Origin of the sequence: Paraburkholderia sp. CNPSo 3281, from assembly GCF_024206515.1 — a bacterium.
Classification (GTDB): Bacteria; Pseudomonadota; Gammaproteobacteria; order Burkholderiales; family Burkholderiaceae; genus Paraburkholderia; species Paraburkholderia nodosa.
Map to the genome: position 1 here is coordinate 94,858 of NZ_JAMBPS010000007.1, position 12,829 is coordinate 107,686.

At 66.5% G+C, this 12,829-nt stretch carries 12 protein-coding genes; 7 read left to right on the forward strand and 5 right to left on the reverse strand.

What is annotated here, in order from left to right:
* Positions 1–94 precede the first annotated feature (94 nt).
* The gene (locus M3I56_RS10650) at positions 95–1,048 is read left to right on the forward strand and encodes a GlxA family transcriptional regulator (RefSeq protein ID WP_254353774.1); all 954 of its coding nucleotides are present in this window, start codon (positions 95–97) and stop codon (positions 1,046–1,048) included.
* Between the two features lie 14 nt (positions 1,049–1,062).
* Here M3I56_RS10650 and M3I56_RS10655 read toward each other — a convergent pair whose 3' ends face one another.
* Both M3I56_RS10655 and M3I56_RS10660 read right to left on the reverse strand, forming a co-directional pair.
* Complete coding sequence (locus M3I56_RS10655; RefSeq protein WP_254353775.1) at positions 1,063–2,058, reverse strand: GlxA family transcriptional regulator; 996 nt, start codon at positions 2,056–2,058, stop codon at positions 1,063–1,065.
* Between the two features lie 21 nt (positions 2,059–2,079).
* On the reverse strand, positions 2,080–3,489 hold the full coding sequence (locus tag M3I56_RS10660) for an MFS transporter (protein WP_254353776.1): 1,410 nt from the start codon (positions 3,487–3,489) through the stop codon (positions 2,080–2,082).
* A 163-nt stretch (positions 3,490–3,652) separates the two neighbouring features.
* On the opposite strand from M3I56_RS10660, the gene M3I56_RS10665 reads away from it, so the two are divergent.
* Complete coding sequence (locus tag M3I56_RS10665) at positions 3,653–3,931, forward strand: hypothetical protein (RefSeq protein ID WP_254353777.1); 279 nt, start codon at positions 3,653–3,655, stop codon at positions 3,929–3,931.
* 20 nt (positions 3,932–3,951) lie between these two features.
* Here the strand turns inward: M3I56_RS10665 and M3I56_RS10670 are convergent, their stop codons facing one another.
* The 3 genes from M3I56_RS10670 to M3I56_RS10680 are packed head-to-tail and all read right to left on the reverse strand — an operon-like array spanning position 3,952 to position 8,020.
* Positions 3,952–6,246, reverse strand: coding sequence for a molybdopterin cofactor-binding domain-containing protein (locus M3I56_RS10670; RefSeq protein ID WP_254353778.1), 2,295 nt, complete (start codon positions 6,244–6,246; stop codon positions 3,952–3,954).
* The gene (locus M3I56_RS10675; RefSeq protein ID WP_254353779.1) at positions 6,243–6,704 is read right to left on the reverse strand and encodes a (2Fe-2S)-binding protein; all 462 of its coding nucleotides are present in this window, start codon (positions 6,702–6,704) and stop codon (positions 6,243–6,245) included. The genes M3I56_RS10670 and M3I56_RS10675 overlap by 4 nt, the downstream gene beginning before the upstream one ends.
* Complete coding sequence (locus M3I56_RS10680) at positions 6,701–8,020, reverse strand: cytochrome c (RefSeq protein ID WP_254353780.1); 1,320 nt, start codon at positions 8,018–8,020, stop codon at positions 6,701–6,703. Before M3I56_RS10680 ends, M3I56_RS10675 begins: the two co-directional genes overlap by 4 nt.
* 138 nt (positions 8,021–8,158) lie before the next feature.
* Here M3I56_RS10680 and M3I56_RS10685 point away from each other — a divergent pair, with 138 nt between their 5' ends.
* The 5 genes from M3I56_RS10685 (at position 8,159) to M3I56_RS10705 (ending at position 12,772) form a co-directional block, all read left to right on the forward strand.
* Positions 8,159–9,058 (forward strand): LysR family transcriptional regulator, encoded by a 900-nt coding sequence (locus M3I56_RS10685; RefSeq protein ID WP_254353781.1) that lies wholly within the window; start codon positions 8,159–8,161, stop codon positions 9,056–9,058.
* Between the two features lie 169 nt (positions 9,059–9,227).
* Positions 9,228–10,556 (forward strand): MFS transporter, encoded by a 1,329-nt coding sequence (locus M3I56_RS10690; RefSeq protein WP_254353782.1) that lies wholly within the window; start codon positions 9,228–9,230, stop codon positions 10,554–10,556.
* 33 nt (positions 10,557–10,589) lie between these two features.
* The gene (locus M3I56_RS10695; RefSeq protein WP_254353783.1) at positions 10,590–11,630 is read left to right on the forward strand and encodes an amidohydrolase family protein; all 1,041 of its coding nucleotides are present in this window, start codon (positions 10,590–10,592) and stop codon (positions 11,628–11,630) included.
* Positions 11,627–12,298, forward strand: a complete 672-nt coding sequence (locus tag M3I56_RS10700) for an RraA family protein (RefSeq protein WP_254353784.1) — start codon at positions 11,627–11,629, stop codon at positions 12,296–12,298. Before M3I56_RS10695 ends, M3I56_RS10700 begins: the two co-directional genes overlap by 4 nt.
* A gap of 81 nt (positions 12,299–12,379) precedes the next feature.
* Positions 12,380–12,772, forward strand: a complete 393-nt coding sequence (locus tag M3I56_RS10705; protein ID WP_254353785.1) for a hypothetical protein — start codon at positions 12,380–12,382, stop codon at positions 12,770–12,772.
* Positions 12,773–12,829: the final 57 nt, after the last annotated feature.

Here is a 12,829-nt window from a genome sequence, read left to right on the forward strand (position 1 = left end):
TGGCGCTGCTGTGAGTGCATTCTGGCCGCGATTGACCGTGGCGCAAATGACGTATAAGGTCGTGATTCAGGACATCCAGCGACGGGAGTAGGACATGCACCGCATCGGCTACCTTTTGAGCGACGAATTCCAGGTCATGGCGCTCGCGACCCAAAGCGTTTTCGAATACGCGAACATGGTGGCCGGCTCGCCGTTCTACGCGATCGAGAACTATTCGGTGGAGGGTGGCGCGGTTCGTTCGTCGCTCGGCATGAGCGTGGACACGCTGCGCACACCCGCGCCCGCGCGCAGCCGCGTGGACACCTGGATCGTGGCGGGCGTGAACGACCCGCGTACCGTGGACGCCGCGCCCGCGGTGCTGGCGTTCCTGCGCCGCGCGAGCGGCCGGGCGCGGCGGGTGGCGGGCATCTGCACGGGCGGTTTCGTGCTGGCCGAGGCGGGCCTGCTCGACGGCCGCCGCGCCACCATGCACTGGTACTACGCGCGCGATCTACAGCAGCGCTTTCCGGAAGTGCGTGTGGAAGACGACCGCATCTATATCGTCGACGGGCCGGTCTGGACTTCGGCGGGCATGACGGCGGGGCTCGATCTCTCGCTCGCCATGGTCGAACGCGACCTCGGCGCGGAAGTGGCGCGCTCGGTTGCGCACAAGCTCGTCATGTATCAGCGTCGTTCGGGCGGCCAGTCGCAGCATTCCGAAATGCTCGCGCTCGCGCCGAAATCGGACCGCATTCAGAACGCGCTCGACTACGCGCGCCGCAACCTGAGTAGCGCGCTCACGGTGGAGCAGCTTGCAGAGGCCGTGCACCTGAGCCCGCGCCAGTTCAGCCGCGTGTTCACGGCGGAAACGGGACAGTCGCCCGCGCGCGCCGTGGAGGGCCTGCGCCTGGAGGCGGCGCGGCTCATGATCGAGCAGAGCACGCATCCGCTCGACGTCATCGCACGCGAGACCGGCTTTCGCGACCGGCGGCATATGCGCGAGGCGTTCGTGCGCGGCTTTGGCGTGCCGCCGCAGGCGGTGCGGCGCGAGGTGCGCGACGGGGCGTAGGCGCAAAGGCGCTGCTACGAATCCGCTTTTGCGGTGCGTTTGGCCCTGGCCGTCACAGCGCCGAAGTGCGCGCGATATTGCTGCGGCGTGGTGCCCAGCTTGCGCCTGAAGGCCACACGCAAATGGTCGGCATCGCGCATGCCGCAGCGAAAGGCCACCGTTTTCAACGGCGCCGTGCTGTTTTCCAGCATCACGCGCGCCGCGTCGATGCGCGCGCTCTCGACGAATTCGGCGGGCGTCACGTTGGTGTCGCGCACGAAGATTCTCGCGAAGTTTCGCTTGCTCATCCTGGCAACGTCGGCGAGCACTTCCACGCCCAGATCTTCATTCAGATGCCCGAGCACGTATTGCTGCACCTGGGCAATCGGCGACGTCGCCTCCGCGTAGGGCGTGAGATACGGGCTGAACTGCGACTGGCCGCCCGCGCGCTGCACGAACACCACGAGCCGTCGCGCCACGTTCAGCGCGATTTCCGGGCCGTGATCCTGAGCCAGCAGGTACAGCGAAAGATCGATTCCCGCCGTCACGCCCGCCGAAGTATAGAGATTGCCGTCCTGAATGAAGATCCGGTCGAATTCGACGTTCGCGGTCGGACACATCGCGGCGAGCGCGGCCGCGTCGTTCCAGTGCGTCGTCACGGTGCGCGCGTCGAGCAATCCTGCGCGCCCCAGCGTCAGCGCGCCGTTGCAGATGGAACCGAAGCGCCGGGCGCGCGCGCTGGCTTCGCGCAGCCATGCGTGCGCGGCATCGGCAAGCGGCTGCTCTACGAGCGACGGGCCGCCCGCAACGAGCAGCAAATCGAAATGGCCGCTTGCTTCGCCGAAATACCGGTCCGCGCCGATCCGCACACCGCTGGAACAGCGCACGGTATCGCGTTCCGTTGCGATCAGCTCGAGCTGGTATTGCGCCTCGGGCGGCAGCAGGCGATTGGCCTCCGAGAAAACGTCGGTGGGCCCGAACACGTCGAGTGCCTGGACGCCCGGGAAGACGAGAAGCGCAACGGTAAGCATCGTGTTGAACGAAGAACGGGGTCAGGGATTGGAGGCGCGCTGGCGTCGAGCGAGAATATGCGCGCCCGCGCTGCGCGGCAGCAGCACGCTGTCGACCACGCCCAGCGCCGCGAGCGCCGTGATGAACCAGAACGCGAGATGGAAGTCGGCGGCGCCTGCCGTCCCGGTGCCGCGCAGCGCCTCGGCAACCGAAAGCGCCAGCGCGCCCACGGCGATCCCCATGCCGGCGTTCATTTGCTGCAGCACGGAGAACAGTGTCGTCGCGTCTCGCATCTGCGCCTGGGGCACGTCGGCGAAACCAATGGTGTTCAGCGCGGTGAACTGCATCGAGCGCACGAGGCCGCTGAAAAACAGCAACGCCGCCACGACGACACGCGGCGTATCCGCCCCGAGCAGCGTGAAGCCCGCGAAGCCGAGCGCCACCAGCGTGCCGTTGCCGATCAGCACGGTGCGAAAGCCGAAGCGGTTCATGACCCACGTGGTGCCCGGCTTCATGCACAGATTGCCGGCGAACAGCCACAGCAGCAGCGCGCCCGAAGCCACGGCGCTCCACCCGAACGCCACCTGGAACATGAGCGGCAGCAGAAACGGCGCAGTGCCGATGGCCGTGCGAAACAACGAGCCGCCGAACACGGTCACGCGAAACGTGTTGATCTTCACGGGCGCGAGATCGAACAGCGGATGCGGCACGCGCCGCAAATGCACGACGGCCGCCGCCAATAGCGCGACGCCCGCCACGCACGTGCCGATCGACACGGGCGCGGTGACGTCGGAGCGGCTCGCCATCTCGATGCCGCTCATGACGAACGCGAAGCCTAGGCCGCTCAGCACGAAGCCGAAGGTATCGAAGCGCCGCGGTTGCGTGTGCTCGTCGCGCAGGAGCAGCAGGGCGGCCACGAGCGCGGCCACGCCGAGCGGCAGGTTGAGCAGGAAGATCCAGTGCCAGCTCCAGTGCGTGCTGATCCAGCCGCCGAGCGGCGGCCCGAGAATCGGTGCGACCAGCGCGGGCCAGGTCAGGATGGCAATGGCGCGCACGATCTCGTGCTTCGGCGTGTCGCGCAGCACGACGAGCCGGCCCACCGGCACCATCATCGCGCCGCCGAGGCCCTGCAGCACGCGCGCGGCGGTGAAGGCGAACAGGCCCGTGCTCAGCGCGCACAGCAGCGAGGCCACGCTGAACACGGTGATGGCCGTGGCGAACACGCGCCGCGCGCCGAAGCGCTCGGCGAACCAGCCGCTCACGGGGATGAACATGGTCAGCGCGACGAGATACGCGGAGACGCCGATCGAGAGATACGCGGGCGCGGTGTGAAAGTCACGCGCGATGATGGGCAGCGAGGTGGTGATGACCGTGGCGTCGAGGTTCTCCATGAAGAACGTTGCGGCCACAAGGAATGCGACGGCGGTGCGGCGATCGAGGGCGTGCGGCATCAGGCGTGTTCCAGGATTTTCCGGGCGTGATCCTTCGTCGGCCGCCGGATTCGGCGCGCGGAGTGTCCCTCATTCTACTGAAGTTCGCCCATCGTCCGCTGGCACGTTCCCTGCATGTTCTGGTTGGACCATGCGATATCCATCGCGAAGGGAGGTCGATACGATGAGCAACCAGTCCGACGAGTCCGAACAGCCCGAAGATGCACCGGAACCGCGCGGCACGGATCTGCCCAAGCCAATTGGGGACGCTGTGCCCGCGCCGACCGAGCCGGGTCTCGATCAGCCGTTGCCGCCCAAGACTTTGCCAACCGAAGAGGCGGACGAGGGTCCAGGCGAGGCAGAGCGAGCGCCGCAGAACGATATTTCCAGGCCGCTAGGCGACGCGGTGCCCACCCCGGTCGAGCCCGGCCTTGACCAGCCTCTGCCGCCTAAAAAGCACTAGCGAAACAAGGGGCGGTTTCACTACGCCTTGAGCGCATTCCGCGACTTTGCCCCGAGTAGCGGCAAGTCGCGGATTCTCACACCGGTCGCGTCGGCAATCGCGTTTGCGAGCGCCGCGGCGGCCGGTCCCTGCGCCGCTTCGCCCACGCCGAGGAACGGCAGGCCGGGGCGATCGATCAACAATACCTCCACGCGTCTCGGCACTGACGCAAAGCGCATGATCGGGTAAGTGCTCCAGTCAAAACTCGTAATACGTTCACGGTCGAAATGCGTTTCTTCGAAGAGCGTCCAGCTCGTGGACTGCAAAATGCCGCCTTCGACCTGGTTGCGCACACCATCCGGATTCACGATCTGGCCGCAATCGATGGCAGCGACCACGCGCTCGATACGCACTTCGCCGGTATCGCGCAAGACGGTCACGTCCATGGCAATGGCAAGGTAGGCCATCAGGTTCTTGTATTGGGCAAATGCAAAGCCGGAGCCGGACGCGTGCACGTCCGGGTGCGTCGCGCGCGCGGTATGCGCACGCCAGCCGAATCGATCGGCCACGGCGTGGATGACGGCTTGCGCGCGCGGATCGTCGAGGTGCTTGAGACGGAACGCGACGGGGTCCGCTTGCGCGGCACTCGCAAGCTCGTCGATAAAGCTCTCGATGGCGAACACGTTCATATGCGCGCCGAGCGAGCGCATGGCCGAAACGCGTATCGGCATATCGGGCAGGAAGTGATGCTGCACGTGCAGGCTCGGCACGCGGTAGAGCGGAATGCTGTTGCGGTCGCCGCCGCCCTCCGGCATGGGAATGGGCTTGGGCGGCGCGGGCGTGAAGGGTCGCGCGAGCAGTTGCGCGGGCAACAGCCGGCCCGCGTTCTCGATGCGATTGTTATGGGTATTGCTCCATAGTTCGTATTGCCAGGCGACGATCGATCCGCCGGCGTCGAGCGATGCGCTCGCGTCCACGGTCATCGCGGGACCGAACGGCTCCCACAGATGTTCCTGCTCGCGCATGAACTGCACGCGCACCGCATGGCCGGGCAGCTCGCGGGCGATAAGCGCGGCGTCGCCGGCGGCGTCGTCCGCACCGTTATGTCCGTAGCAGCCCGAACCTTCCACGTGCACGCAGCGCACTTTCTCGCGCGGCATGCCGAGCATCCCGGCAATGCCGGCGCGCAGCGGGTAGACGCCTTGCGTATGCGTCCAGACCGTCATGACGCCGTTGTCGAGTTGCGCGAGCGCGCACGACGGCCCGATCGACCCATGTGTCAAATAAGGCTTCGAATAGCGGGCTTTCAACGTCGCCATCGTCGGGCTTGCGGGTGCGCCCTGGTCCGCCACCACGATTTCCTGTGCGGGCAGGTTCATGAGAAACGCGTGAATGCCGTCCGGATCGGGCAGCGGCGGGCCCGGCTGCCACTGCGCCGCGAGCGCGAGTTCGCGCATCGCGACGATGGCGCGCCATTCGTCGTCGGCGACCACGGCGAGGTAATCGCCGTTGCGCACGACCTTGACGACGCCAGGCAGCGCCGCCACGTGCGCGCTATCGACGGCAACGAGCCGCGCGCCATACGAAGGCGGCCTCACTACGCGCGCGTGCAGCATTCCGGCGGGCCGCAGGTCCTGGACATAGCTCGGGCCGCCCGTGACCTTGCCCGGAATATCCACGCGCGGCAGCGTGTGCCCGATCACGGCGTAATGCGCGGGCGGCTTTTTCGCGGCGTTGGGCTGCGCGTCCTGGTGCAGGTTCGCGTGCTGTACCGCTTCGCCGTAGGCCACGCGCCGTCCGTCGGCGGCGAGGATCGCGCCGTCGCGCGTGGTGAGCGCGGCGGCATCGACGCCCAACTGTGCCGCCGCGCTCGCGACGAGCAACGTGCGCACCTGGGCCGCTGCGTTGAGGATGGCCGTGCCGCTGTCCGCCATCGTGTGGCTGCCTGCCGTGTAGCCCTCGTTTGGCGTGGCGGCCGTATCGGCCGTGACCAGTTCGATCGCGTCAGGCGCGAGGTCGAGTTCTTCGGCGGCGAGTTGCAGGAGCGCCGTGCGAACGCCGGTGCCCAGCTCCACCTTGCCCGTGAAGACGCTGACGTGGCCGTCGGGGCCGACCTTGATCCACGCGTCGAGCGATGGCGTGGTCTTGAGGCTGCCGGGCAGCTTCGGGGCGCTCGCATGGAAGGTGCCGGCTTCGGTGGTGGTTTGCGCGAGCGCGGCCATGCCGGGCACGATGGCGAAGCTCACCATCAGCGAGCCGCCCACGAGGAAACGGCGGCGCGCGGCATCGTCGGGGCCGCCAGGGTCGAACGCAGGGGATGAGCGGGCGCGGCTCATGACTGCACGCCCGTCGCCACTTGCCGGATCGCCGCGAGGATACGCATATGCGTGCCGCAGCGGCACAGATTCGGCTGCATATAGCGACGAATCTCGTCGTCGGTGGCGTGCGGCGTGCGTTCCAGAAGTGTTTGCGCGCGCATGATCATGCCCGCGATGCAGTAGCCGCATTGCGCGGCCTGCTGGTCGATAAAGGCCTGTTGCAGCGGCCCCGGATGATCCGCGCTGCCGAGTCCTTCGACGGTGCGCACGGGCCGCTCGCCCACCGCCACGACCGGCAGCAGGCACGAGAACACCGGTTCGCCGCCCACGCTCACGGTGCACGCGCCGCATTGGCCGAGCCCGCAGCCGAACTTCGCGCCATTGAGCTGCAACTGGTTGCGCAGCACGTAGAGCAGCGGCGTGGAAGGATCGGCATCGACGGTATGGCTGACGCCATTGATGTTGAGCGTAATCATCGTGATGGGCTTTCCTTGCGAAGACGCGCCACCGCCTGAGCGTCGAGTGCGGACCACGGGCCGAGCGCGGTGAAGCGCGTGCGCGTGTAGTTGGCAAGCTCCGCGATCTGCGCGTCCGTGAAGGTGCCTGCGAACGGCGGCATGAAGGACGCAGCCTCGCTCTCGTGCCAGGCGATGCCGTCGAGCAGGATGCGCACCATGTTGCGCGGGCCTTCGGCGTTGACGGCGGTGGAGAGCGACAGTGACGGACGATGGCCGTCGATCGACATCGCCGCGCCTGCGCTGTGGCACGACGCGCAGGCCGCGGCAAAGAGGGTAGCGCCGTTGGCGGGCGCGGTCGAGACATGGACGCTGGCTGCGGCAGGCGGCGCGGCGGCGTTCGGTTTGGACTGCAGTGTCAGCAGATATGCGGCGATGGCCTCGACGTCTGCGGGAGACCCGTCGCTGAGCGAGCGGGTCACCGTGCGCATCGGGCCGGCCGCCGCGCCGTGCTCGCTGGCGTAGCCCGTACGCAGATAGTTCGTCAGTTGTGCTTGCGTCCAGGGTGTTGGGCGTGCCGTGAGGTCGGTCAGTGCGGGCGCGTCCCAGCCCTCGAGGGTGCCGCCCTGCAACGCATGGTCGCGGCGCTCGGCGCCGAGACGGTTGAGCGGCGTGTGGCACGCGCCGCAATGACCGAGGCTTTCGACGAGATAGCGGCCGCGCGCAACCTCCGATGCTTGTGCGTCCGTCGCGGTAGCGGACGCAGCAGACGTTGCGGACGCAGCAGACTCAGGCGGCAGATAGAGCTTATTCCACACGGCCATGAGTGGCCGAAACCCCAACGGAAAAATCAGCGCATTGTGCGGCGCCGGCGCGTTGACGCTCGCGCGGCTCATCAGCCACGCATAGAGCGCGGCGATATCGGCGTCGCTCATCTGCGTGAAGTGCGGATACGGAAACGCGGGATAGAGCAGATGCCCGTCGCGCGACGCGCCTTGCCGCATCGCGCGCGTGAACGCGTCGAGCGACCAGTCGCCGATGCCGGTGTTCTTGTCCGGGGTGATGTTGGTCGAGTAGATCACGCCGAACGGTGTTTGCAACGGCAGGCCGCCCGCGAGCGGCTGACCGCCCGTCGCGGTATGGCACGTCATGCAGTTGCCGATGGCCGCGAGCTTCGCGCCGCGCGCGATGGCTTCGGCGTCGCCCGCCGGCGGCGAGGGCGCGGCCACCGGTGCGAGCCCTCGCTCCCAGGCACGCGCAACGTGGCCGCCATAGGCGGCAGCGAGAGCAAGAAGGACAACGGCCACGCCCGCCATCCGTACCCGCCTGCCTTTCATCGAGCCTCCAGAGCCGAGAGGGCCATCGCTCAACATGGCGATCGGCATGCGTCGTTCGATCGCGAGCAAATGACGTGCCTGATTCGTGGGTTGTTCGCTGTATTACGATGCAGGGCAGATCGATACGGAGATGACGAGATGAATGAGCTTCGGGGCCTGCAGTGTTTCGTGACACTCGCCGAGGAACTGAACTTCAGCCGCGCCGCGGAGCGTCTGCACGTCGCGCAGCCGGCCTTGAGCCAGCAGATACGGGCGCTCGAGGACCGTGTGGGCACGCAACTGATCGATCGCACGCGCCGCCCGCTGCGCCTGACGGAAGCCGGCCAGTACCTGGCTACCGAAGCGCGGCAGATTCTCGGTTCGCTCGCCGAGGTGACGCACGGCGCGCTGGAGATCGGGGTGGGCCGGCGCGGCTGGCTCAGTGTCGGCTTCACGCGCTCGTCGATGTACAGCGTCCTGCCGCCCGCGCTCAAGGCGTTTCATCAGGCGTATCCGCAGGTCGAGCTCAAGCTGTTCGAAATGCTGACCGACGAGCAGACCGACGCGTTGCGCGACATGCGCATCCATATCGGCATTGGGCGGCAGCCGCTCGCCGTGCCCGGTTACACGACCTTGCCGCTGCTGCGCGAGCGGCTCGTGGTGTTGATGGCGTCGGATCACCCGCTCGCCAAACGAAAGAGGGTGCGCATCGACGAACTCGCCGATACGCCGTTGATCCTCTACCCGAAGCATCAGAACGCGCAGTTCAAGCGCACGGTTCAGGCGCTCTACCGCGACGCGGGCGTGACGCCTTTCGTCGCGCACCAGGCCTATGAGATCCAGACTGCCATTGCGCTCGTGGCGGCGGGGCTGGGCGTGACCGTGGTGGGCGAGTCGGTGGCGCGGCATGGCCGCGCCGACGTCGTCGCGCGCCACTTCTCCGGCCCCGGCGCGTCGCAGCGCACCGTGCTGGCCGCGACGTTCCGCAGCGACGACGCCTCGCCGCATCTGCGCGCCTTTCTCGAATGCCTGCCGCCGCCGCTCGTCAGCACACTATAAGCGCACGCTTATAGAAGCATAAGTATCGCGTCTTGGACTCGACGCCTCCCGCTTCTTATTATCGAAACTCAGGCGCCCCGTCCCGCGGGGGGCCGCCGGCAGCGGTCACCGCTGCCGGCCGATAACGATGCAGCGACGGCACCGCCCGTCGCCATGAGGCGGAGACAGCATGAGTCACTTCGACGAAGCAGCAACCATGCGAAAGGTTTACAAGCGGCTTGTGCCGCTCCTTTTCTGCATGATGTTTTTCAATTATCTGGACCGTATCAATATCGGTTTCGCCGCACTCGACATGAACTCGGACATGGGTTTCGACCCAGCCGTGTTCGGCTTTGCGGGCAGTATTTTCTTCGTCGGCTACATGCTGCTGGAAGTGCCCAGCAATCTGTTGTTGCATCGCGTGGGCGCGCGCCGCTGGATCGCACGCATTCTGCTCACGTGGGGCGCCGTTGCGGCCGCAACGGCCTTCGTGTTCAACGCGTCGAGCTTCTACGTGCTGCGCTTTTTGCTCGGCGTGATGGAAGCGGGCTTTTTGCCGGGTATCGCCGTGTATCTGACCTACTGGTTTCCGGAGCGCTACCGCGCCCGCGCCGTGGGCGGGTACATCATCGCGGGGTCGTTCTCGGCCGTGCTGGGCGGCCCGCTCTCGACCACCGTCATGACTTATGCGAACGGCGTGCTTGGCATGCACGGCTGGCAGTGGATGTTCATTATCGAAGGCGTGCCTGCGATGCTGCTCGGCCTCGTCACGCTGCGCATCATGACCGAGCGCCCCGCCGACGCCGACTGGCTTTCCGCGCAAGAGAAGCAATGGCTAGAAGCCACGCTCGCCACGGAGCGCGAGGCGCTGGGCGGCCATCGTCATTTTCCGCTGCTGAAGGTGGCGAGCGACATTCGCGTTTGGAGCCTCGCATGTCTGTTCGGCTGCGCGCTGGTCGGCATTTATGGGCTCTTCCTGTGGCTGCCGCAGATCGTGAAAAGCCTGGGTCACCTCAGCAACATCGAAGTGGGCTTCCTCTCCGCCGCGCCGCCGCTCCTGGGCGTGCTGGGCACGTACCTCGTGAGCCGCAGCTCGGACCGCACCGGCGACCGCAAGTACCACCTCGCATTCGTCTACGGCATGAGCGCACTGGCGATTGCGGGCAGCGCGTATGCGCCGAATCCGCTGCTGGCGTATGCGCTGCTTTGTGTGACGGGCCTCTTCATCTATGCGGGCAACCCGCTGTTCTGGAGCCTTGCCGCTTCGTTCAGAACCGGTGCGGCGGGCGCGGCGACGATCGCGCTCATCAATACGATCGCGCAGTTCGGCGGCGTGGTGGGGCCGTGGAGCATCGGTCTCGTGCGTCACGCCACCGGCAACTTCAAGCTCGCGTTGCTCACTATCGCCGCTTTCCTCGTGGTCGCCACGCTCATCGCCATCGTCATGCGCGTGAAGCCTGCCGGGAGCGGCACCTCGAACCGGGCGCTCGTTGGCCACGACGAAGCGACGGAAAGCTGATTTTATTGTCCGTACACCTGATGGAATTGCTACATGATCATTGATTGCCACGGTCACTACACGACCTCGCCGCCCCAGCACGAAGCCTGGCGCGCCAAGCAGATCGCCGCGCTCAAGGACGGCACGCCGGTTCCGCCGCGCCCGCCGATTACCGACGACGAGATTCGCGAAAGCATCGAAAATGGCCAGCGCCGCATTCAGCGCGAGCGCGGCACGGACCTGACGATTTTTTCCCCGCGCGCCGCGGGCATGGGCCACCACGAGGCGGGCGAAGCGGCGAATGCGCTTTGGTCCAGCGAATGCAACGATCTCGTGCATCGCGTGTGCTCGCTTTTCCCGCAGCATTTCGTGGGCGTTTGCCAATTGCCTCAGGCGCCGGGCGTGACGCCGGAAAACTGCATTCCCGAGTTGCGCCGCTGCGTGGAGGAACTAGGCTTCGTGGGCTGCAACCTCAACCCGGACCCCTCGGGCGGCCACTGGTCGGGGCCGCCGGTCACGGACCGCTCGTGGTATCCGCTTTACGAGGCCATGGTGGAACTCGATGTGCCTGCGATGATCCACGTTTCGTCGTCATGCAATCCTAACTTTCATGCGACGGGCGCGCACTACCTCAACGGCGACACCTCAGTATTCATGCAGTTGCTGCAGGGCGACCTGTTCGCCGACTTCCCGACCTTGCGCTTCGTCATTCCGCATGGCGGCGGCGCGGTTCCGTATCACTGGGGACGCTATCGCGGCCTGGCGCAGGACATGAAGCGCCCGCTCCTGAAGGACTACCTGCTCAAGAACGTGTTCTTCGATACCTGCGTTTACCACCAGCCAGGCTCCGACCTGCTCGCCAGGGTGATTCCGGTGGAGAACATTCTGTTCGCCTCGGAGACGATCGGCGCGGTGCAGGGCATCGACCCGGAAACCGGCCACTACTACGACGACACGCGCCGCTATATCGACGCGATCGAATGGCTCAGCGACGCCGATCGACAACGCATCTACGAAGGCAACGCGCGTGCGGTGTACAGCCGTCTTTCCGCGCAGATCGAACGACAAACCGCACTGGAAGGGATAGCGAAATGAACCCGATTGGCTGGCGTGAATACGAGTCTGCTCCGCAGGCCAGCGCAGCGACGCTCGCCGCGTTGCGCAAACTGCAAGTGTCGCTCCTGAGCGACAACATGGCGCGCTCGAGCGGCATTCTCGGCCTGCAGCCGTTCCACAAGCCCAGGCCGATGGCGGGCACGGCCGTGACGGTGCGCACGCGTCCCGGCGACAATCTCGCCATCCATCGCGCCTTCGACTTCTGCCGGCCGGGCGACGTGCTCGTGATCGATGGCGCGGGCGAGGTGACCCAGGCCCTGATGGGCGACATCATGTCGAGCTACTCGGAAAGCCTCGGCGTGCAGGGGCTCGTGATCGACGGCGCGATCCGCGACGTCGGCGCGATTCGCCAGCGCGACTTTCCCGTGTATGCGCGCGGCGTGACGCACCGCGGACCCTACAAGAACGGGCCAGGCGAAATCAACGTGCCGGTGACCATTGGGAGGATGGTCGTCAATCCCGGCGATATCATCGTGGGCGACGAGGACGGCTTGCTCGCCATCGCGCCTGTTGATGTGGAGACCGTCATCGCGGGCGCGCGCACGCAAGGCGAAAAGGAGGCCGCCGCGTTGCAGGCAATCGCCGAAGGGCGCTTCGACCGTGCGTGGGTCGTGCCGCACGTCGAGCGCATGAGAAGCGGCGCCTGATGAAACCCAGGCGGCGTCAGGCGTTAAGATGCCCGCTGGAGCCTGTGCTCCCTCGCTCAACCGCAGATCCACTCTTGCTCCATGACCCGATACCTTGACGCTGCCGCGTTGCGCGAACTCGCCGAACACGCGGAGCAAACCGACCCGCCGCCGTGCACCTGCACGAAAACGCCGCTGGATGGCTGGCAATCGCAGCCGCTCTCGCTCGACGAGCGGCAACTGGAACAGATCGGCACGCTCGTTAGCGCGGACGAAGCCGAATCGACCTTCGCCGAACATCTGCCGGGAGGGGCCGGCTACTGGTCGGAGAATGCGCCGATCGCGCCCCGGTACTTTCCGTATAACCGTTGCGGCGTGTGGAAATGCACGTTGTGCGAACGCCTTTACCTTCGGTATACGGAAGGCGGCGGCTATTTCGTCGACCAGCGCATCCGCGCGGTGAAAGCGCGCTTGATCGAGGACGTGCCGCTTTGAGGCTTTGATAGCCCGCACCGGCAAACCGGCGCGAGGCGCCACAGCAAACAGCCAGTG